This window comes from Bacillus sp. FSL K6-0069 (assembly GCF_038007785.1).
GTDB classification, from domain to species: domain Bacteria; phylum Bacillota; class Bacilli; order Bacillales; family Bacillaceae_G; genus Bacillus_A; species Bacillus_A mobilis.
The window spans coordinates 1,702,816-1,724,632 of sequence record NZ_JBBOXN010000001.1; the positions used below are offsets into that span (position 1 = coordinate 1,702,816).

Annotated in this window: 23 protein-coding genes; 15 read left to right on the forward strand and 8 right to left on the reverse strand. The window is 33.8% G+C overall.

Translation table 11 applies throughout. The annotated features are described in order from the left end of the window. Positions 1–292: 292 nt before the first annotated feature. Positions 293–1,078, reverse strand: a complete 786-nt coding sequence (locus tag MHB74_RS08875) for an MBL fold metallo-hydrolase (protein ID WP_061676586.1) — start codon at positions 1,076–1,078, stop codon at positions 293–295. Positions 1,079–1,290: 212 nt separating this feature from the next. On the opposite strand from MHB74_RS08875, the gene MHB74_RS08880 reads away from it, so the two are divergent. Further along, positions 1,291–2,055 carry a DUF2087 domain-containing protein gene (locus MHB74_RS08880; protein WP_061676587.1) on the forward strand — a complete coding sequence of 255 codons (765 nt, stop codon included), beginning with the start codon at positions 1,291–1,293 and terminating at the stop codon, positions 2,053–2,055. A gap of 99 nt (positions 2,056–2,154) precedes the next feature. Next, positions 2,155–3,564 (forward strand): MATE family efflux transporter, encoded by a 1,410-nt coding sequence (locus tag MHB74_RS08885; RefSeq protein ID WP_061676588.1) that lies wholly within the window; start codon positions 2,155–2,157, stop codon positions 3,562–3,564. Between the two features lie 56 nt (positions 3,565–3,620). Here MHB74_RS08885 and MHB74_RS08890 read toward each other — a convergent pair whose 3' ends face one another. Then, positions 3,621–4,319, reverse strand: coding sequence for a peptidase E (locus MHB74_RS08890; protein ID WP_061676589.1), 699 nt, complete (start codon positions 4,317–4,319; stop codon positions 3,621–3,623). A gap of 381 nt (positions 4,320–4,700) precedes the next feature. Between MHB74_RS08890 and MHB74_RS08895 the strand changes: the two genes are divergently transcribed. The 6 genes from MHB74_RS08895 to MHB74_RS08920 all read left to right on the forward strand — a co-directional run bounded on the left by MHB74_RS08895 (position 4,701) and on the right by MHB74_RS08920 (position 8,474). Beyond that, positions 4,701–5,099 (forward strand): DUF3942 family protein, encoded by a 399-nt coding sequence (locus MHB74_RS08895; protein WP_048561514.1) that lies wholly within the window; start codon positions 4,701–4,703, stop codon positions 5,097–5,099. Between the two features lie 107 nt (positions 5,100–5,206). Then, positions 5,207–5,623, forward strand: coding sequence for a BlaI/MecI/CopY family transcriptional regulator (locus MHB74_RS08900; protein ID WP_061676590.1), 417 nt, complete (start codon positions 5,207–5,209; stop codon positions 5,621–5,623). A 1-nt stretch (position 5,624) separates the two neighbouring features. Further along, positions 5,625–6,437, forward strand: a complete 813-nt coding sequence (locus MHB74_RS08905; protein ID WP_061676591.1) for a M56 family metallopeptidase — start codon at positions 5,625–5,627, stop codon at positions 6,435–6,437. Positions 6,438–6,491: 54 nt separating this feature from the next. After that, on the forward strand, positions 6,492–7,205 hold the full coding sequence (gene ccdA / locus MHB74_RS08910) for a cytochrome c-type biogenesis protein CcdA (RefSeq protein ID WP_061676592.1): 714 nt from the start codon (positions 6,492–6,494) through the stop codon (positions 7,203–7,205). An 18-nt stretch (positions 7,206–7,223) separates the two neighbouring features. Further along, complete coding sequence (locus MHB74_RS08915; protein WP_061676593.1) at positions 7,224–7,778, forward strand: TlpA family protein disulfide reductase; 555 nt, start codon at positions 7,224–7,226, stop codon at positions 7,776–7,778. A gap of 15 nt (positions 7,779–7,793) precedes the next feature. Next, positions 7,794–8,474: a prolipoprotein diacylglyceryl transferase family protein gene (locus tag MHB74_RS08920; RefSeq protein ID WP_061676594.1), complete on the forward strand. Its 681-nt coding sequence runs from the start codon at positions 7,794–7,796 to the stop codon at positions 8,472–8,474. 40 nt (positions 8,475–8,514) lie between these two features. Here the strand turns inward: MHB74_RS08920 and MHB74_RS08925 are convergent, their stop codons facing one another. Beyond that, entirely contained in the window at positions 8,515–9,804 is a 1,290-nt protein-coding gene (locus tag MHB74_RS08925; RefSeq protein WP_061676595.1) for an acyl-CoA thioesterase/bile acid-CoA:amino acid N-acyltransferase family protein, read from the reverse strand. 165 nt (positions 9,805–9,969) lie between these two features. After that, entirely contained in the window at positions 9,970–10,515 is a 546-nt protein-coding gene (locus tag MHB74_RS08930) for a helix-turn-helix domain-containing protein (protein WP_061676596.1), read from the reverse strand. A gap of 150 nt (positions 10,516–10,665) precedes the next feature. Here MHB74_RS08930 and dsdA point away from each other — a divergent pair, with 150 nt between their 5' ends. Further along, on the forward strand, positions 10,666–12,006 hold the full coding sequence (gene dsdA, locus MHB74_RS08935; protein WP_061676597.1) for a D-serine ammonia-lyase: 1,341 nt from the start codon (positions 10,666–10,668) through the stop codon (positions 12,004–12,006). A 158-nt stretch (positions 12,007–12,164) separates the two neighbouring features. Next, positions 12,165–13,412, forward strand: coding sequence for a DUF445 domain-containing protein (locus MHB74_RS08940; RefSeq protein WP_061676598.1), 1,248 nt, complete (start codon positions 12,165–12,167; stop codon positions 13,410–13,412). A 30-nt stretch (positions 13,413–13,442) separates the two neighbouring features. Here MHB74_RS08940 and exsE read toward each other — a convergent pair whose 3' ends face one another. The 4 genes from exsE to MHB74_RS08960 are packed head-to-tail and all read right to left on the reverse strand — an operon-like array spanning position 13,443 to position 16,381. Further along, the gene (gene exsE, locus MHB74_RS08945; protein ID WP_061676599.1) at positions 13,443–14,399 is read right to left on the reverse strand and encodes an exosporium protein ExsE; all 957 of its coding nucleotides are present in this window, start codon (positions 14,397–14,399) and stop codon (positions 13,443–13,445) included. Continuing rightward, positions 14,396–15,466: a hypothetical protein gene (locus tag MHB74_RS08950; RefSeq protein WP_061676600.1), complete on the reverse strand. Its 1,071-nt coding sequence runs from the start codon at positions 15,464–15,466 to the stop codon at positions 14,396–14,398. Before MHB74_RS08950 ends, exsE begins: the two co-directional genes overlap by 4 nt. Then, positions 15,459–15,902, reverse strand: a complete 444-nt coding sequence (locus MHB74_RS08955; RefSeq protein ID WP_061676601.1) for a hypothetical protein — start codon at positions 15,900–15,902, stop codon at positions 15,459–15,461. The genes MHB74_RS08950 and MHB74_RS08955 overlap by 8 nt, the downstream gene beginning before the upstream one ends. Then, positions 15,899–16,381 (reverse strand): RNA polymerase sigma factor, encoded by a 483-nt coding sequence (locus tag MHB74_RS08960; protein WP_001195472.1) that lies wholly within the window; start codon positions 16,379–16,381, stop codon positions 15,899–15,901. Before MHB74_RS08960 ends, MHB74_RS08955 begins: the two co-directional genes overlap by 4 nt. A gap of 284 nt (positions 16,382–16,665) precedes the next feature. Here MHB74_RS08960 and MHB74_RS08965 point away from each other — a divergent pair, with 284 nt between their 5' ends. From MHB74_RS08965 to MHB74_RS08985, 5 genes are all read left to right on the forward strand, one after another. After that, positions 16,666–17,304, forward strand: a complete 639-nt coding sequence (locus MHB74_RS08965; protein WP_061676602.1) for a response regulator transcription factor — start codon at positions 16,666–16,668, stop codon at positions 17,302–17,304. A 4-nt stretch (positions 17,305–17,308) separates the two neighbouring features. Next, a complete protein-coding gene (locus MHB74_RS08970; RefSeq protein ID WP_061676603.1) occupies positions 17,309–18,409 on the forward strand; it encodes a sensor histidine kinase in 1,101 nt (366 codons plus the stop codon). A gap of 137 nt (positions 18,410–18,546) precedes the next feature. Next, positions 18,547–19,485 (forward strand): ABC transporter ATP-binding protein, encoded by a 939-nt coding sequence (locus tag MHB74_RS08975; protein ID WP_061676604.1) that lies wholly within the window; start codon positions 18,547–18,549, stop codon positions 19,483–19,485. 37 nt (positions 19,486–19,522) lie between these two features. Further along, on the forward strand, positions 19,523–20,632 hold the full coding sequence (locus MHB74_RS08980) for an ABC transporter permease (protein ID WP_061676605.1): 1,110 nt from the start codon (positions 19,523–19,525) through the stop codon (positions 20,630–20,632). A 1-nt stretch (position 20,633) separates the two neighbouring features. Continuing rightward, positions 20,634–21,779 (forward strand): ABC transporter permease, encoded by a 1,146-nt coding sequence (locus MHB74_RS08985; protein ID WP_061676606.1) that lies wholly within the window; start codon positions 20,634–20,636, stop codon positions 21,777–21,779. Positions 21,780–21,817 lie beyond the last annotated feature (38 nt).

A 21,817-nucleotide genomic window follows, 5' to 3' on the forward strand; every position in this document is an offset into this window, starting at 1 on the left:
TGCAGAATTGCATATTCACGCGTTTTATTATTCATGTAAAATTTCTTGATGGGATAAATTCAAGGGAAGTTTTTTAATAGTGGAGTGACATGAAGTGACTTACAAGAATAGAAAGTTAGTGTTAGTTGTAATTAGTTGTATGATGATTTTGGGTAGTTGTGCTAATAAATTTGTTGAAGATCGAAACCTAAAGCATATATTTGTACAGGCAAGTAAAGTTTTACTAGAGATTGCAAATAGAATATATAATGGATAAAAGGTGTTTTCGTATACGGAAACACCTTTTTTGTAGTTAAAATTGAATACTGAAGTTTTGGAATGAGTGAGTACCAGTGCCGTGTTGAATGAGGTTGTTGTCACTCAAATATTGAATAGCGCATTTTACTTCTGTCAGTATAGTAGGCAGGAGACCAAGAGTATGATGTGAACCGTAAATTTGATTAATAGGTGAGAAATTTGTAATTTTGCGTAGAGACTGGACGAAGTCTACAGGATTAGTCGTTGGATAAAACGCAAAAATTGTGCCTTCATAAAGCAAATCTCCTGTGAATAAAAACGCAGTTTCATAATCGTATAGGCAAATATGTCCTGGTGAGTGACCTGGGGTATGTATAATTTGAATTTTCCTATTTCCAATATCAATCATATCTCCATCTTGTAGTAATTTTGTTGGTGTCCCTTGGAATGGCTCGAATGTTTCAGGTTGAAATGTTTTAGGTGTAGGTAAAGTAATGTCACGAGCGATGTCGTGCCTAATTTGAGTAATAGGGAGTCCTTTTATGCCGTTAATGAGCCAATCTTCTTCTAAAGCATGTACATAGATTTCTTCATATTGTGCGTGGCTACCGATATGATCCCAATGGACGTGTGTTGTGACAACTGTAATGGGGAAGTTTGTTAGTTGGTCTGTTATACGTTTCATATTATCGATACCTAGTCCTGTATCGATAAGAATTGCAGCAGTATCGCCTATAAGTAAGAAGGAATGTACTTTCTCCCAATGTCCATATTCACTAATTGCATATGTATTTTGTGCAATCTGCATTACAGTAAACCAAGGGTCTTGAGGAATAGTCATGTTCTATTTCACATCCTATTGAATGAATTTATATAAATACATTCGCTTTTCGTTGTACCAAACCCTTTTAATAGATGTTTTTATAAAAGTTTATAAAATGGGTAAACGAAGCGTTGAAGTGTTTGTTTGTTTTATGTTAAGATGATGAAGTAATAGTAAACGTTATTGGAAAATGTCTGTTTTTAGATAAACATTTTAAAGGAGTGTTTAGTATGAGTGATATTTCAGAGAAGTTTTGGGATGCTTCGGTTGAGGAATTGAAGAAAGGGTATGTATTTGAAGCGGAAGCAGAGGAATATATTTGTTTAGCTTGTGGAGAAGCATTTATTAAGGGAGTTATTTATCAAGATAATCAAGTTTTGTATGAAGCTGAGAAGTTTGTACAAGTGCATGTGCAAAATGAACATACGTCTATGTTCGATTATTTATTAAATCTTGATAAGAAGTATACGGGCTTAACGGATTTGCAAAAGAAAATGGTTCAGTTTTTCCATATGGGGCTGAATGATAAAGAAATTGTAAAAGAGATGGATGGCGGAAGTACTTCAACCATTCGCAATCATCGATTTACACTTCGAGAGAAAATGAAGCAAGCGAAAGTGTTTTTAGCTTTAATGGAACTGTCAGAAGAAAAATCAAAAGTACAAACGAAATTTGTACCTATTCATAGAACAGCGACGATGGTAGATGATCGCTACAATATTACGGAAGAAGAAAATGATGAAGTATTAAAAGCACATTTTACAGAAGGATTAGATGGACCGCTTTCTAAATTTCCGAAAAAGCAAAAGCGTAAATTAATTATATTACGCCATTTAGTGACGAAGTTTGATAGTAATAAAAAGTACACTGAGAAAGAAGTAAATACTGTCATAGAAAGTGTATATCCGGATTTTGTAACGTTAAGAAGATATTTAATCGAATATGGGTTTTTAGATAGAACAGCTGATGGAAGCCAATATTGGGTGAAGTTATAATCATACGGAAAAGAAAATGAATAGAAGCACATTGTTATAACAACTATACAAAGAGATAGAAGTTGAAAAATAGATTTTTAATAAAAGGAGAAATGAAATTTGAAACCACCTATAGATAACAATAAAGAAGGTGCGGGGTCACATAAGTTAGAAAGTGAGAGTAAACCGATTTGGAAGTCGATGTCCATGTTTTTAGTACCGTTACTATTAAGTAATGTATTACAATCGATTGGACAATTATTCGGTATGGTAGTAGTAGGAAGATGGCTTGGAGTTAATGATTTAGCAGCCATATCAGCATTCTTCCCTCTATTTTTCTTACTCGTTTCATTTGTAATTGGTATTGGTTCAGGTAGTTCTATTTTAATTGGTCAGGCGTTTGGCGCTAAAAACGAAGATCGTTTAAAAGCTATCGTTGGTACGACGCTGACATTTACATTTATTATTGGAGTTGTGTTGGCGATAGTAGGCAGTATTTTTGCAATGGATATTATGCGCCTTATGGGAACGCCAGAAAATATTATTGAAATAAGTGTACATTATGCACGTATATTATTTATATCGATGCCAGTATTATTTTTATATTTCGCATATACAACATTTATGAGAGGTACAGGAGATTCTAAAACGCCATTTTACTTTTTAATTGTAAGTACAGCACTAAATATGATTTTATTACCAATTCTTATTTTTGGATGGTTAGGAGCTCCAAAATTAGATGTGTATGGAGCAGCGTATGCTTCTGTTATATCTACAGTTATTACGTTTATTGTCATGTTGGTGTATTTAAAGAAGAAAAATCACCCACTACAATTAGATAGTACGGTAAGGAAATATCTTCGCATGGATGGGGAGTTATTGAAGCTATTGCTACGACTTGGTATTCCAGCGAGTATTAATATGATATTAGTTTCATTATCTGAAATTGCGGTCATCGCGTTTGTAAATCGTTACGGTTCGGATGCAACAGCAGCATATGGCGTTGTGAATCAGGTTGCAAGTTATGTACAAATGCCAGCAGTTAGCCTCGGTATTACAGTTTCTATTTTTGCAGCACAATCAATTGGTGCAAATCAATTTGATCGATTGCAGAAAGTTGTGAAGGCCGGAATTATTATGAACTATGTCATCGGTGGTGTGCTAATATCTCTTATTTACTTGTTCTCAAGAGACATACTATCACTATTTTTAACGAGTCAAACTACAATTGATATTGCTCACAGCCTAGTTATGATCACATTATGGAGCTATTTAATTTTTGGTCATGCGCAAATTATTAGTGCGACAATGCGAGCAAGTGGTACAGTATTATGGCCAACTGTTATCGGCGTTGTATCAATTTGGCTTGTTGAAGTACCCGTAGCGTATTACCTTTCTTACCATACAAGTCTCGGGATAGAAGGGATATGGATTGGGTACCCAGCAGCATTTATTGTCAGCTTAATTTTACAGTATGCATATTATAAGCTTTCATGGCAGAAGAAACGAATTACACGATTAGTGAGCTAAATCATGCAAATGTCCCTAAGTTATTATACTTAGGGACATTTTTGGTAAGTGTAGGTTTATAAATAGCTTTTTAAAGTGATATCAAAATGTTGTCTAATGAGTTTGTTATCACTCATATAAAACTCCCACGCTTTTTCAGGTTCGCCGATAATTTCAAAAGACTCTTCTGTAATATATAAAGCGCAATTATCCTCTAGTGCAATTCCTTCTATATTACCTTGATGATTTTGTAAAAAGGAATGGAAGGCGTTCATTCTATTTAATTGATTATAGTGTGGACAAAATCTTTTGTTCACAATCCCCCAGCCGTTGCTCTCAATATAACCAGAACTTTCATAATCAGATCGGATACTAGATGTGAACCAACACATAGCACCGGCGCTACACCCTGCAATGAGCGTTCCTTGTTGCAAAGCAAATAATAATTTTTCATCTAGTTTAAGTTCTTTCCATTGTGTAAGCATGTGAATATAGTTTCCGCCACCGAGATAAATTAAATCAGCCGATTGAATCATTTCGTCTATTTCATATTTAGAAGGTGTATCGGCTATAGTACGTAAAATTTGTACTTCACAGTGTAATTGTTTTTCGAACGTATCTAAAAATAGTTTTATATAGCTTTCATCATCATGACTTGCTGTAGGAATGAATAATACTTTTGGATACTGTTTATTTGTTAATGCTATAAGTCGTTCATTAATAGGCGAGTGATTTGAATCTTGTAAGTCACCGCCACCAATGACAGCTAATTTCATAGTAAAGCACCACCTAATCATTTTCGTTATATAAAAATTCGATAGAAGAGACTTACATTCCTTCTCTATGTAATGAATAAGTAGAAAATGTAGTTTCAGTATATCGGAATAGTAAAGGTGGCGACGGTTGATAAAAGTTTCACTTTATCGATATATAATACTTCATACTATTGTTTCAAAATATGGAAACAATATGTTTAAATAGATATAACAAAGCATGAATTCATATTGAATTAGTACTTATACTTTAAAAAAGAATCGGAAATAATAGAGATTTTACAAATGAGTTTTTACTTTTAATAGGAACTTGTATTACAATATGGTAAAATTATTTCAATATATTTATTTAATATAAAAATACAAAGAGGGAGCGTGAAAAAAGTGGATTTTCGATTTGAATTTACAACGAAGGTGAAAGAATACTTAGATGATGAGAAGGATGAAAAAATAATAAAAGATGGACATAGAGATATCATTTTTCAGTATTTATACCCATTAGAGAGTGAAATTGGCATTTATAAAAATCCTAACTTTACTTTTTTGGCATCAGGAAGACGCTCGCATATCGTATTAGAAAACATTGAATTTAAAACAGAGGTAAATGTAAAAAGTAACATCATTGAAATTACAAAAATAGTGGATAATGTCGTTATTCCGTTAGATACGATTGTAGCGAAAGATCGGGAATTATTTGCACTTGGACGTAATGAGAAGTTTAGTGTGCAAATATTAGAGCAGTATCTCTTTGATACATTTGGAGAGAAATTAGGTTTACGATGAATAGAACGGGGTACTGATTTATAGGTAGTGAATTTTAGTGCATATCATTCATGTTTGACCTTTCATTTAATTTATACTACAATTCGTAGTGTGAAAGGAGCCATACTATGTTTACTCAAAACTATAAGTTAAATGAGCAAGGGTTAAATCATTTCTTTGGACCGCTTGAAGCGAAAATTATGGAGATTGTCTGGTCTACCGAGGGAATTACGATTAAAGAAGTGCAGCAGAAATTAAGTGAAGAATCACCTGTGAATTTTAATACGGTCATGACAGTTATGAACAGGTTAGTAGAGAAATTCCACTTAGAAAAACAGACTGTGAAAAGAAGTGGTATATATCGTGCTGTGCAAACAAAAGAAGAATTCTTATCCAATCAAACGAAGAAAATGACACAGGAATTGATGGAGGAATTTGGAGATCTAGTTGTAAATCATATGCTTGATGAGTTAGAGCAGGCTGATCCGACTTTAATAAAAAAATTAGAAGACAAATTGAATCAGTTAAAAAAAGAGGATCAATGAAATGAAATGGCAAATGCGTAAAATCATATTGTTAGCAGTAATTGTTAGTACTCTCTTTTTCAGTTTGTTAGTGTATTACGTTACATATCCATTTCTATTTCAAAATAAGGCGTTCTTTCTTTCAAAGTTTTGCTTGTTTCAGTTAGAACAACATATGAAGGAATTATCGCTCATTCGTATTATAATTGCTGGATTACTATTACTTACTGTACTCATAGTATGCAAAAGAATTTGGCGACAGTTTTTCTATAGTAAAAAATTACAAAAAGTACTTATCCCTTTCATTCGAAAAGGAAAACAAATATATATATTGCCGACCTCGGAAGTTGCGGCATTTACAATTGGGTTATTTCGTCCGAAAGTTGTCATGTCAGAAGGGATGCTTCAAACATTCTCAGATGAAGAAATGGATGCAATTATTTTTCATGAAGAATATCATCAAAATAATCGAGATCCGTTAAAATTATTTTGTTTTACGTTATTAGCAGAAGGAATGATATACATCCCGATATTAAAAGGGCTATTGCAACGCTATCATGTGTATCAGGAGTTAGCTGCAGATAAATATGCAATGCGAAAAATGAAATCTAAATTCGAGTTAGGTAGCGCATTATTAAAAATAATTAAAATAAAGACAATCGAAAATCGATGTGTGACAGCTTCATTTGCAAAAACAGCAATAAATTTACGAATCGAGCAAGTGTTAAATGAAAAAGTTGTTAAGCTCAATATTCCATTACATACGAATTCGGTATATGTAACATTAGCTTTATTCTGTATATCGGTTGTACTTATTGTCGGAGAGTGCATATAGCCTCTTTTTTTAAGAATTAACACTACTCATTGTAGTGTATTTAGGGGGAATAAAATGAATGCAGCAGATTTAACAATTTGGCTTGTAGCTGGGGCAGGGGTATTGTCATTTATATCACCGTGTTCTTTACCGCTATATCCATCTTATTTATCATATATTACAGGTGTCTCTATTCAAGATTTAAAAGATAATCGTGGAATGATGCAAAAATCAGCGATTATGCATACCGTATTTTTTATGATCGGATTTTCGGTTATATTTTATGCGTTAGGTTTATCGGTAAGTTGGATTGGAATAACATTTTCATCTAATCAAAAATTGATTCAACAAATTGGCGGGATTTTCATTGTTTTGATGGGGCTGTTTATGACAGGTTTGTTTCAGCCTAAGTGGCTTATGGCAGAGAAAAAGGTACAGTATAGAAGTAAATCGACTGGATATATTCGCTCGATTTTAGTCGGTATGACATATGCAGCCGGTTGGACGCCATGTGTTGGACCGATATTTTCAGCTGTACTCATGCTTGGGGCGACGAATCCTGAAGGTGCACTTCTTTATATTACAGCGTATACTCTTGGGTTTGCGGTTCCGTTTTTCGTGATGGCATTCTTTATTGGGAAGGTAAAATGGATTGTTACATATGCCAATGTCATGATGAAAATTGGCGGTGGAATGATGATTATAACAGGTATTTTACTGTATACAAATCAAATGACGAAAATTACAGCATTCTTTATTCGCCTATTCGGTGGATTTACTGGTTTTTAAAAATGAGGAGGAAGAAAAGTGAAGAAACTAATTGCGATTATACTGGCCGGGGCATTAATTTGGGCCGGAGTGAACTTTTATAATACAAAAAAAGAAGAAAAAGAAAGAAAAGCAAAACAAGCTGAGTTACAAAAAACAGAAGTATTACCACAAGTAGGATTTAAAGCACCAAACATAACGTTAAAAGGATTAGACGGGAAGCTGCATTCATTAAATGATGCAAAAGGAAAACCATATCTTATTAATTTTTGGGCATCATGGTGTGGCCCATGTGAAATGGAGGCACCTGACTTAGTTCATTTGTATGATAAATATCAAAAGGATGTTGAAATTTTTGCGGTAAATGCGACAATTGGAGATCCAGTACAAGAAGCGAGCGCATTTGCAGATCGTCACGGATTTAAGTTTCCTGTTTTACTAGATATGGACGGAGTAGCTGGATTAGATTATAAAGTATTTTCGTTACCAACGACATTTTTTGTTAATAAAGATGGGATTATCGTAGAGCAAGTACGAGGTGTATTACCTCCAGATCAATTAGAAGAGAAATTTAAGAAATTAATTGAGAGTTAAGGGGATTTTGTATTGATGGAATGGATCATGAGGTTACAACCTGTATCTCTTATAATTGGAAGTTTATTTGGATTTATGTTGATGAAACGAAAGATGAAGAACGAAAGTGTACCATATGAAAAAATGATGGATGCAGTAACAAATGCTTTTCTAATCATTGTATTTGTATGGAAATTTGCACCGGCAATAATAAATCCAGTGTGGGCTTTTGGGTCGCCATTGCAAGCATTATTAGCTATAGGAAGTATGAAGCATATTATAGCAGGCTGTGTAATTGCGAGTGCATATATTGTTTGGAAAAGTAAAAAGGAGCAATTTTCGCTTCGTATTTTACTTGATGCATTGCCTATTGGGCTATGTATGAGTATTATTTTTTATTTTCTATTCCACCACAAAATAGGTGTACAAACGACACTGCCTTGGGGTGTGAAAATATATGAATCTAAATTTTTATATCATCCCATTTTCGTATATGAAATCATCCTTGGCCTTTGTATACTGGGCTTGTTATGGATGAAAAATGAAAGACTCGGAAATGGAAAGAATATAAGTGCTTTTCTAATAGTTGAGGGGTTTGCTCATATCATTATGTCGCTTGTTAGTGAACAAAATTCGGTTCTATTTGGTTTATCAGCACAGCAAATAATGAGCTTTTTTGTTATTAGTTTAGGGATTTTGTTGGTGCCGAAAAAATAAGAGGTATGCATGTATGGAATTTTCATACATGCATACCTCTTTATAATTGGGATTGTGAGCTTTTTTGAAAAAAATGAATGGTCTTCTTCCATGAATCAATACTAGCAAAAGCGTTATCTTTTTTGCTCCCCTGGTTATAATTTATTCTTAAATAAGGGATGCCGATAGAATGTCCAGCCCCTTTATATACGAGTTGTTTATAAAAATGAGGAGAATGAAATGTATCCAATCTATCAATCGCTTTTTTTGATAATCTTACAATATCAGCTTCATCTTCTTCACCAGCAATTAGCAATACATCCCCATCAATTTTTTCAACTGGTATAGTAGCATTTTCTACAACTTCAGAATTTGAAGTTAAAGCGTTATACCACTTTCTATATGGCATTCCCCTATGTTCTTCAAACATTTTACGACATTCGAGTGCGATGGAAATGGGATTTTTAGGAGACGCATACGGTAATGCTTTCCCTTTAAAGGTCCAAGCAGGAGGTAATGTTGTAACATCAGACCACGGTACAATCCCACTTAATGCAATAGCTGAACCGTTTAGAGAAGTAACAGCTTTTAGTTCATGGAAAAGGCATGCTGATAAAAGGGCTAGTTCACTTCCTCGAGAGGTCCCATGTATACCTAACCAATTGTCGGTGACTTCTTCTCGTTGTTTCATCCACTCAATGGCTGTTTTTATGTATTCAAGGGGAATTTCTACAAGTTGTTTTGGTAGATTATCGATTCCGAAATAAGCGAGGGCGAGTACTGAAAAATTATGTGATGCAAGTAAAGCGGAAAGGTATTCATTTAATCCACCCTCTGAACCGCCGAGTACAATAATTCCTGGATACGCTTTCTTATTTTCGTTGTAGAAAAAAGTAGCGACCAATCCATTTTCTCTAATTGGATACCGAACGATTTGTTTTGATTTCCATAACCTTGATATGTTTATTTCATCAATAATAGATCCATCAATTTCAAGTGATAAAGTTAAGTTTTGAGGCGACAGTGGATTCTTATCATTTTGCGTAGACTCGTAACGTTCGCCTATTTTAATAATGTCTAAGGACCAAAATAATCCCATTCCATCAATCCCTGTATAAGAGCCAGTAATGGGCGCTTGTTCAGTAAGGTTTACATTGCCATCTTTAGTTGCAATAAAGGTAGCATTTGATTCTAAATATATACCATTTATTCCCTCGGCAATTCTGGAGGCTCTTATTGTTACTTCTTGTAAAGGTTCTAATCCAGTTATATAAATTTGAATGGGAGAATCAATTAATGAGATTGACGAACTAACATGAATACGGGGTTTCGTTTTTTTGTGAATGCTCATTTCATAACACCTCAATATAAATTATATATAACAAGTTTTCTACGAATAACAAAATAGACCTCTACTGTAAATAGAATTTTATTAATATGAGGAGTAGTTTCCTTCTTCTTAAATAAGAAGGATAATCCATGTTTTACAAAGATTATCCTGTTTTTCTTAAATGTATTAAAAAATCGGTGGAGTAACAGAAAATAAAACAATGGCATTTTTCTCGAATTGATTTACCCATTTATGTTTTAAATAGGCGGGGATTTTTACGCTATCACCCGTATCTAAAGTGTACTCTTCTTCGTTTAAGTGCAATGTGATTGTCCCGTCTAATACAAATGCTAGTTCTTCACCTTTATGTTCTAGTACATTTTCAGATGAAGCTGTATTTGGCGGAACGGTCATAATTGCTGTTGCTAAATTCCCTGTAAAATCAGGTGATAACAATTCATATGATAAATTATCGATAATCATTTTTTTTCGTTTATGAGAACGTACAATTAAATCGTCTGTATTTGTATCTTCAAGTAAAAAGCTAAATGTTGGAACATCTAACGCTTTTGCGAGTACTTTTAATGTTTGGATAGAAGGGTTAGCAGACCCACGCTCAATTTGACTTAACATAGAGGGTGTTATACCTGCCATCGTTGCTAGCTCTTTACTCGTTAAACCTTTTTCTTTTCTTTGCTTTTCAATCTTTTTACCAATATCTATATTTTCCATAATGAAAGGCTCCTTAATTATTATTAAATTATATTTAAATGAATTAAATTAAAATTAACTGAAGTGGATAATTTGTGTTAAACTATATTAAAATTAATTTAATTATAATTTATAAAATCGTAAGCTACAAGGTTATGAGGAGGAAGAGAAATGAAGGGAATAGAAAATTTAAAAGAGGAATATCCACTCTTAAATAAATTAATTGAAACAGAAGAAGTGTTTTGGCTGAATCCGAACATGGAAAAGTATGAAGCGGCAATGAAAGATTCTCCATTAAATGAAGATAATGTAAAAGATGCCGAAGAGAGGTTAAAGCGTTTTGCACCATATATTGCAAAAGTTTTTCCTGAAACGAAAGAGACTAACGGCATAATTGAATCACCCTTACTAAAAATCCCTTCAATGAAACAAGCTTTAGAGAAACATTACGAGCAACCTATTTTAGGGGAATTATTATTAAAATGTGATAGTCATCTTCCGATATCAGGGTCAATTAAAGCTAGGGGCGGCATTTATGAAGTGTTGAAGCATGCTGAACGATTAGCTTTGCAGCATGGTATGTTAACAGAAGAAACTGATTACTCTATTTTAGATAGTGATACATGTAGAGAGTTTTTTGCAAAATACTCAATTGCGGTAGGTTCTACAGGTAATTTAGGGCTAAGTATTGGGATTATGAGTGCGAAACTAGGTTTTAATGTAACTGTTCATATGTCAGCAGACGCAAAAGAATGGAAAAAAGATTTATTAAGAAGTAAAGGTGTAAATGTTATTGAGTATGAAGCTGATTATAGTAAAGCAGTAGAAGAGGGGCGTCAGCAAGCAGATGCCGATCCTAGCTGTTATTTTGTAGATGATGAAAACTCCCATGATTTATTTTTAGGATACGCAGTAGCGGCATCGCGATTACAAAAGCAATTAGAAGAGTTAGAGATTATAGTAGATGAAGAGCATCCTTTATTCGTTTACCTTCCGTGCGGAGTAGGAGGCGGACCTGGCGGTGTCGCATTTGGTTTAAAGTTATTGTATAAAGACAACGTGCACTGCTTCTTTGCGGAGCCTACGCACTCTCCATGCATGTTACTCGGTTTAATGACAGGACTTCATGATAAAATTGCTGTTCAAGATATCGGGATTGATAATGTAACAGACGCGGACGGACTAGCGGTAGGAAGACCGTCTGGATTTGTCGGTAAAACGATGGAACCATTTTTGAGTGGAAATTACACAGTAAGTGATGAAGAGTTATATAGATTATTAAAAGAACTAGCTGATACGGAAAATATTTATTTAGAGCCTTCTGCGTTAGCCGGTATGATAGGTCCAGTGAAAGTATGTAAAGAAGATACGTATTTACAAAAACAACAGTTAACAGAGAAGATGAAGAAAGGTACTCATATTGTGTGGGGAACTGGCGGTAGTATGGTTCCAGAAGATGTAATGAATGGGTATTATAAAACAGGTGAGTCATTAACAATATTAGAAAAATGAGGCTAATTGTAGCCTCATTTTTTATTTAAATGACATATGTATTATTATAAATTCTTTGTTATTTTTGCATTAGTTCATTATAGTATAGATATAAAGAACGAATATCAAATAAATATAACAAAAAGCTTTATTTTACATAATAAGAGGATGTGTATACGATGTCATTACAGACTAAATATATAGCGGGTATTTCGCTTGGGGTTATGGGAGTAGGTTTTGCGGCTTCTATTCCGTTTCAAGGAACGGTAGCTGGGGAGATTATTCAAGGGGGATTTGAAGCTGGGTTAGTTGGTGGACTTGCGGATTGGTTTGCAGTTACAGCTTTATTCCGTCATCCGATGGGAATTCCCATTCCGCATACAGCGTTATTACCTAAAAATCGTAAACGAGTAACGAAAGGGCTCATTCATACGTTAGAAAATGAGTGGCTGACGAAAGAAAGTATTACGAATAAAGTAAAAGAAATGCAGCTAGCGCAAATGGTACTGCAAATTGCTGAGAGAGAAATGCAGTCTGACGCTGTAAAAAAAGGAATTGTAACAATTGCTGAGAAGGCGATTGTTACAATAGATACGAAAAAATTAGCGGTTATTATTGAAAAAGAATTAAAAACGTATTTGCATACAATTAATACAAGTAACATATTACAAGTACTTGTTGATCAATTAGTTGTGCAAGAATATGATGAAAAGACACTTGATTACATATTAGTAAAAGTGAAAGATTGGACAGCGCAAGATGAAGCGCGTTATCAGCTCGGAAGCTTAGGCATGAAGGCGATGGAAAACATAAAAGTAGATGGATTTTTACAGTTTACTTTGAAATCGTTTATGAATATTGTAGATGAAGATAAAATTGGCGGCATTTTGCAGAAGTTTATTATTAGTAATATTAACAGCTTACAAGATGCGGATAATAGCACAAGACAACTTATATTATCGAAAATTCGCCAAGAAATTATAAATGTAAAAGAAAATGAAGCGTTACTACAAGAATTAGAAAATTGGAAAGAAAAATGGATTGCCAATTGGGATGCTACTGACAAAATTAAAGAGATGCTGGAGCAAGTACAACAAAGGGCAATTACTTTTGTGAAAAATGAAGAATTTACGGATAAATATGTTATTCCATTTTTACAAACACAAATGAATAAAATAAAAGAAGATGAACAAACTGTTCAAAAAATAGAAGAATGGTTACAAAAACAAGTTGTCACACTTGTGGAAAAGAATCATTCGAAAATCGGAAAGCTTGTACAAGAAAACCTTGATAAGTTAGATGATAAAACGTTAATTGAAATGATTGAAAATAACGTGGGTAAAGATTTACAGTGGATCCGAGTAAATGGGGCTGTTTGCGGATTTATGATTGGATTAGTGTTAGAAGGAATTAAAGCGATTATATGAGGAAAACCTTCCACAATTGTGGAAGGTTTTTTATTTTTCAATAACACTCATATTTAAATTGTAAGCTTTCTCAATGTTTAACTTGTACGTCCCATTTCCTGTTTTAATCGAGTTTTTATACCAATGTTCTTGCTCGTTGAATTCTTTATTTTCTTCTGAAGTATTCTCTTCTTTTTTCGTTAAATCTTCAACTTGTTCCCAAGGTGTGTTCCCGTGAGCCTCTTTTTGATTTGTTACGGCGATTACAGATACATCGCTTTCTTTTGTTAAATGAACAGATACATGTGAACTTTCTTGTACAAACCAATTATTTTGTAATTGACCTGGGTAAAGGGATAGTTCGTTATTTGAAGCGCGAACTTCTACATTTTTATTTTGCGGAAGAACGAGTGTCGGTTTGACCTGTGGTGCTGAATTCCATAATGTATGTTGAACCGGTAATGATTTTAAACTAATATACATCGTTTCCCCAGCTGTTTGAACCGAAAGGAAATCTTCTTGTTTTAAATTAAGTTTTTCATTAGCTTTCGTCGTCATTTCATATGTTCCAAGAAGGTGAATTTGATTTGTATCATTTCCCTCTATTGTTAGAGGGTACTGTCCTGCATCCACTACAATTTTTTTGATAGATTCAGGTATATCAAGTTGTCCACTTGGAATATTACTCGTTTGGCGAGTCGTATGAATAGAATGACGAACTTCATCTAGCAATCCAGTTGATAATAAACAGTAAAAAGCAATTCCAACGCTTCCTAAAACGCCGATAAAGAAAATACTAAAAATATCATATTTAATAAAGGATTGTTCCTTCTTAGAAAATAGAAGGTATAGTAAAATTTCCACGCCAAGTATAATAAGTAAAACAGGCCACCATGCTGTTAAGGAATCTAATACCTCAGTACCTTTTACAACTGAAAATAGTAAGAAGCACCCTAATGAAATAATAGAAAGCCCCATTGAAAATGTTCCAACGCGCCATGTTCTCATTCTTTTGTACCACCTTTGTTTTCTTTATTTCCAATTAACAATTTAAAGCCGCCACCAATTAAGAGGAGTGCAACGATAGATGTTTGGAAATAGCGATAATATAGCTCGCTAAGATGAATGTTAAATATAGTTGCAAAATAATCATTCAAAATAGGAAGGACTGTTTGATCTAATAAATAATAACCACCGAGTGTAATTAACCCGATACCGATCCATCTTTGATGATTGATAAAATAATCAATAATAGGTTCGTCACGTACACGTTCTTTTCCATACTTTGCAGTTTGTTGTAAAGCGTCAAAGAAGCTATAGAACCAAATGATTGGAACTAAAAATAAAAACGCAGAAAGTCTTAACAAGTCAAGTAAATAGATTGAAAGTAAAAAGGCTGCCATAAGCTGAAGGCCGCGGCGTTGTAAGCCTAAATACATATGTCCCGCTCCAGGGAACATCGCTAAAATAGAAGCGAATGTTTTATTCTTCTTTCCTTGTTCACGATGCTCTTCAAACTCTTCGAAAATAGTACGATCATCTAGTTGCTCGCCACGTTCTTTTTTCTGGAGTTGCTGAACAACATCGAAGAAATTGTATATCCATAAAACAGGTAATGTAATAAGGAAGATAAGGAAACTTTCTTGCGATGTTAAAAGTGCAACGAAAATAATCATACTTCCGATCCCTGTGCAAGCTACTAAAAATGTAAGTCCACGTTGCATAAGTCCTAATTGAAAATGTCCAAGTCCAGGGATGATTGATAGAAGAATGATATAAAATCGTTCGCTCTCTTTAGAGGACTCTGTAAATTCTCCGGTTGCTTGTTTTTTCGATTGATTAATAATAGTGATAACTAAATCTAATAAATTGATCGCCCATAACACGACTAGTAAAAATAGAGAAAGAAAAGCTATATCACGCGCTCCTAATGCTATTGTACAAAATGCTGCGAAGATAAATAGAAATACAGCCCCTCCGCTATATAAAATAAACCGTCCAAACTTCTTTAAATATAAATGTCCAAGCCCGGGGATTAGCCCTAATACAAGTGCTAAAAAGGGATTTTTATTCATGCTTTGAACCTCCGTCCTTTTTTGATGTGTCTACCGATTTGTTTACAATTTGTTGTGAGATAGAAGACTCGTTATGTTTTGAAGATTTCTCGAAATTTGATGTCGCTGTGAAAATATATTGGAATAAACCACTTACCATAAAAATAATTGTAGCTGCGGTCGCAATTATGTAGTGAATAATCGTTCGCTTTAGTGAGTTTGTTTTTATATTTTCACTAGGTTGTAGCGTTTCAAAATCAATTTGCGTCATAACTGCATTCGTAAATGAATCATCATTTATCATTGGAAGGTTTTCGTGTTGTTCATCGATACTTTCCATATAAAGCGCTAAACAATGATCACATTCATAAAGGTGTTCTTCCATAGATTCACGTTCATTGCTTTCTAAAAAATCTAAAGTATAATTGCGCCAATCTTCTTTTGAATAATGCGTCATAGAAACTCTTCCTCCTTCCAATGTTTTTTAATCCATTTTCTTGCCCGATACAATTTCATTTCGACTGTTTTCACTTCGATGTTTTCCTGTAAAGCAATTTCTTGATAGCTTTTTTCTTCTAAATAATGTGAGAGAACGACGTCGCGGTAATTTTCAGGAAGTTCTCTCAGTTTTTGAGCAATGAGTAATTTTTGCTCTTTCGTCAATAATAAAGCCTCAATATTATGAGAGGATTTTATATTTTCCTCAGTTTCTTTACATAAGGAGAGTTCTTCGTTTTCTCTAGCTTTTTTTCTCTTATAATCAATAGCGTGATTGGTGGCAATACGCGCCATCCACGTTTTTAATCCGCGAAATTGATAATTTGGGAGAGAGGCGTGGATTTTTACGAATACTTCTTGTGTAACATCTTTCGCATCTTCTTCATGTCTTAAAATAGAAAAGATAACTTGGAAAATATAGTGACGATATGTTTGCACTAGGATACGAAAAGCATGCTCGCTTCCTTGCTGTGCTTTTTCAATTAATTGTTTTTCTTCAATGGGTCTCTCCCTCCTTTTTGACGCATTCTATTATATAGACGTAAGAAATGGCCGGTCACCCTACACATGTTGTAAAAAAAGAATAATATATTTTTAGAAAGGAGGCTATATGAAAAAAAGGTGTGAAAAAATGGTAAAGAGAAGTATATAATGAGCAAGTAGGAAATGTTACACGAAGAAAGGATGTGAATGTTAGTAGGGGAATGTCCATACTAACAAAGATGAAAATTAAAATATTAATAGCAGATGATAATTCTTTTATTAGAGAAGGCATGAAAATTATTTTAAATACATATGAAGAGTTCGAAGTGGTAGATACAGTAAATGATGGGAAAGAAGCAGTGGACTATTGTAAAGAGAACGACGTTGATATCGCTCTTTTAGATGTTCGTATGCCAAATATGAACGGGGTAGAGGCGACGAAATTCATTTGTGAAGAGACGAAAACGAAACCGCTAATTTTAACGACGTTCGATGATGATGAATATATTTTGGACGCAGTAAAAAACGGGGCGAAAGGTTATTTATTAAAAAATAATGATCCAGAGCGTATTCGTGATGCAATAAAAGGAGTATATAACGGTCAAACTGTTATGCAAGATGTAGTGCTTGATAAAATTAAGTCTAATTTAATGGAAAGTAAAGAGGACGAATGCAAAATAGATAAGAGTCTTTTTACAGAAAGAGAGCTTAGTATTATCGCATTAATTGCGAAAGGTTTCTCGAATAAAGAAATTTCAAAGCAACTTTTCATATCAGAAGGAACGATTGCAAATTATATTACATCGGTTTTAGGGAAAACTGGACTAGAACATCGCACACAAATTGCGATTTATTACTTAACAGGGAAAGTAGATTAGTGATATGGAATTTTGGTTAATTGTAAGTAAATTAATTGTTTTTATATATATTGTGTTTAGTTACATTTATTTAAATGTTGTGAACTTACCATGGATTATACTGACTTTGCTTTTATATCTTTCTGTAAACGTGCTAATTTCTATATTTAAAAAAGATACGTACAAAAACATATTAACTTCTCTATCAATTGGCGTAGTTATGTTATTTGCATGGAAGGTTCATCCGTTTTTTATTTTGTTTTTACCATTGAACTTATATGAAATTATATTTCCTTATATAGAGAAGAAATGGCAGCTCTTTATCATTATGATGATTCCTATTATCTTTACAGATGAAAGTATTCGAATGACATATGGATTAATTGTTGCATTTTCTTTCCTTGTATTAACTATGGCAGAACGTTATATATCGCGTGTGTTAAAGCTTGAATCACAAAATGATAAGATGCGAAAAGATATGCAGCGGCTGACGAAAAGCTTACATGAAAATAAAGAGTACATAAAGCAATCAGAGTACACATTTAAGTTAGAAGAGAGAAACCGGCTCTCTCAAGAAATTCATGATAAAATTGGCCACTCGATGACAGGGGCGTTAATTCAAATGGAAGCGGCAAAGAGATTAATGGGGATAGATAAAGAGAAATCTGCCGAGTTATTACAAAATGCAATTCATATTTCGAAAGATGGAATTGAAAGTATTCGGGTTACATTAAAAAATATGAAGCCACCAACTGAGCAAATTGGTATTCATCGTATGAAATTATTCATAGAGGAATTTGCCGGTAAGCATGATATAAATATTCCTTTCGTATATAAAGGGAATTTAGATATGATTTCACCGATTCAGTGGAAGATTATCGGTGAAAATGTTATGGAGGCACTAACGAACGCGATGAAATATGCTGATGCGACAGTCATTTCAATCGATATTCATGTACTTAATAAGATGGTGAAAGTACAAGTGAAGGATAACGGAAAAGGTGAAACTCTCGTTAAGAAAGGTCTAGGGATTATGGGGATGGAGGAGCGCACAGCGTCAGTAAACGGGAAAATTATTGTAGATGGAACAAGTGGTTTTTCAGTAACAATGCTGTTGCCGATATAAGAGAATGGGACGAAGATGAACCATCTCATATGAAAAAAGTGAATAATCTCATGTGAAAAGAATGAACTTCTGCACTGAGCAGGTTCATTTTTTTTGTTTATAATAAATAGCAGAGAAACCGAAATAGGGGTGAAATGATGAATACATTAGAAATTAAAAATTTAACGAAAAAATTTGGTGATTTCATCGCGGTAGATAATATGTCTTTATCTATTAAAGAAGGAGAGATATTTGGCTTTTTAGGATCAAATGGTGCTGGTAAAAGTACAACGATAAATATGATTGCGGGGTTGTTAAGAAGTAATGAAGGTGAAATTAGCATATTAGGAAAAAATATAAAGAAACATAATCGATTTGCGAAGATGAATATCGGTATCGTTCCGCAAGATATTGCGATTTATGAAGAGTTAACTGCCTATGAAAATGTGAAATTCTTTGCTGGATTGTACGGGTTAAGAGGTGCTGAGCTAAAAGCAAGAGTAGAGGAAGCACTTCAGTTTGTAGGGCTTAGTGATAAACATAAAAGTTACCCGAAAAACTTTTCTGGCGGGATGAAACGAAGACTGAATATCGCTTGTGCGATCGCTCATAGACCGAAGTTAATTATTATGGATGAGCCGACAGTTGGAATTGATCCACAGTCAAGAAACTATATTCTCCAGTCTGTTCGAAAATTAAATGAAATGGGAAGTACCATTATTTACACGAGCCACTACATGGAAGAAGTAGAAGAGATTTGTACAAAAATAGCAATTGTGGATCACGGTAAAGTAATTGCAGAAGGTACGAAAGAACAGTTAAAAGCGATTATTACTGATACGAAAGATATTTGGGTGGAAGTGAAGTCAGTAGAAAATTTAGATGTAGAACAGTTAAAAGTGATAAACGGTGTGAAAGCTGTTCAAATTGAAGAGAACGTAATTAAAGTAAACTCGGATGCAGGAGTAAACAATTTAAATAAAATTATTCAACACTTCATTAATCATGACATTGAAATCCGCTCGTTAGAGGAACAGGCTCCAAATTTAGAAACAGTATTCCTTACGTTGACTGGACGAAACTTACGAGATAAATAAAATGTAAATGAAGAAAAGGTAAAGGGAGGTTCATCAATTGAACATCTTCAATATTGCAGTTATGCATATTAAAAGAGATTTCAGAGACGTAAGAACTTTAGTTTTTATGTTAGCATTTCCGATTGTGCTTATGCTTGTATTAGGAACAGCGTTAACAAATGCATTTAATAGTGATAGTCAATCGATTAAGGATATACAAGTACTATATAAAGATGAAGCGAGTAGCTCACTTTCACAAGCGTTTGCAGCATTTACGAAAGAAGTCGATAAATCGGGTATTCATTTTAAAAAAGCTTCCGGCAGTATAGATGGGAAAGAAGAGGTGAAGCAAAATAAATATGCTGCTTATGTAGAGTTAAATAAAGATGGTGCAAAATTTTACGGGAGTGACAAAAGTAGTATTGAGGGAAGTATTGTGGAAGGCATGCTTACAACATTTGTTGATAAGTACAATGTAGCGGCCGAAGTTGCAAAAGTTGATCCTAGTAAGGTGAGCGCAGTTATTTTAAATGGAAATCATAATGATTATATAAAAGAAACATCTTTACAAGCTGCGAAAAAACCAGGTTCTATGGATTACTATGCGGTTGTAATGACAACGATGATTGCACTATATGCTGCAATGGGAGCAAGTTCTTTAATTCGAGGAGAACGAATACGTAAAACAGGAGATCGTCTCATTGCTGCACCTATAAGTAAGGCTGAAATATTCATTGGAAAAGTACTTGGTAGCCTAGTAGCAAATGCTCTGTGCATATTACTCGTCATGTTATTTAGTAAATTTGTTTTTCAAGCGAATTGGGGCGACCATCTTGGAATCATATTTATTATTTTATTAACACAAGTCTTCTTAGCAATTAGCTTCGGTTTAGGGATCGGATATATTACAAAAACACCGGAAGCATCAAGAGCAATTATTATGGTAGTAGTGCAATTAGCTTCTATTTTTGGTGGTGCATATTTCGTAATTGAAGAAAATTTCGTTACGAAGTTATCACCATTAACGTGGGCAAACACAGCCGTTATGAAAATTATTTATGCAAATGATGTAGGAGCAGCACTGCCGGTAATATGTTTAAACCTTGGAATTTCGGCACTCTTTTTATTAATTGCAATTATCGCATTACGTAGACGGGAGGGGCTATAGTATGAAAGATATTTTATGGCTCATACAAAAAACATTATCTGTGCTTTTGAAAAATAAAAAAAGTTTACTCATTATAATTAGTTTACCGATAATAGGGACGCTAATCTCCTTCTCAATGTATGGGAATGTGGGGCAAGGGACGTTAAATATCGGGGTTATAAATAAAGAAAATCAATCTATAGCAAATGATACGGTGAAATTTTTAGAAGGATTAAATCATGTAAAGGTAAGTAAAATTAAAGAATCTGAAGTAGAAGATAAACTCACTTCCAAAAAACTTGATGGAGTTATTACATTAGATTCTGGTTTTTCCAAAAGTGTTCGAGAAGGGAAACCAGATCATATTGAAATTTCATCGATTAAAGGCGATCAAGTAACAGGATTTATAAAATCATATTTATATAACTATATTGATAATGTAGCGGCTATTAGTAAAGTAGCAGGGGCAGATCAAAGTACATTTGATACTATGTACGCTGGGTATCAAAAAGGTTCATTTAAAATGAAAACTGAAACGTTAGAAGATACTTCGAAAAATAAAGATATGACAAAACAAACGCTGGGTTACCTTATTATGTTTATGTTATTTTCAGCAGCGAACTTATCTGGTCAGATTTTAAAAGAAAAAGAGAATAGAACGTATTTTAGACTCATATCAACGCCGATAGATGGGAAGAAGTTCATATTATCTAATGTCGGGGTAAATTTGATGATATTAACAGTACAAATTCTAATTACAATCCTAGTCCTAACGAATGTTTTTCATATAAATATTAATATGCCTTTCATCGTGATGATTGGTATACTCATGCTATTTGCTTTAATAGCGATTGGAATATCGTTAGTCCTTGTCGCTTTTTCGAAAAACTCAGCATCAGCAAATGCACTGCAAAATATGATTATTGTACCGACATGTTTACTAGCTGGATGTTATTTTCCGTATGACATTATGCCGAAAGCGGTACAAAAAGTAGCTGATTTTCTTCCGCAGAGATGGCTATTAGACACTGTATCAAAACTACAACAAGGAATTCCATTCTCTGAGTTGTATTTAAACATTTTAATTTTATTCGCCTTTGCGATTGCATTCTTCTTAATTGCTATTTATAAGTTTGGAAGAAATAATGATGCGAGAAACTTTGTTTAAATAAAAAAGGTGTGGCTTCATGCCGCACCTTTTTTATT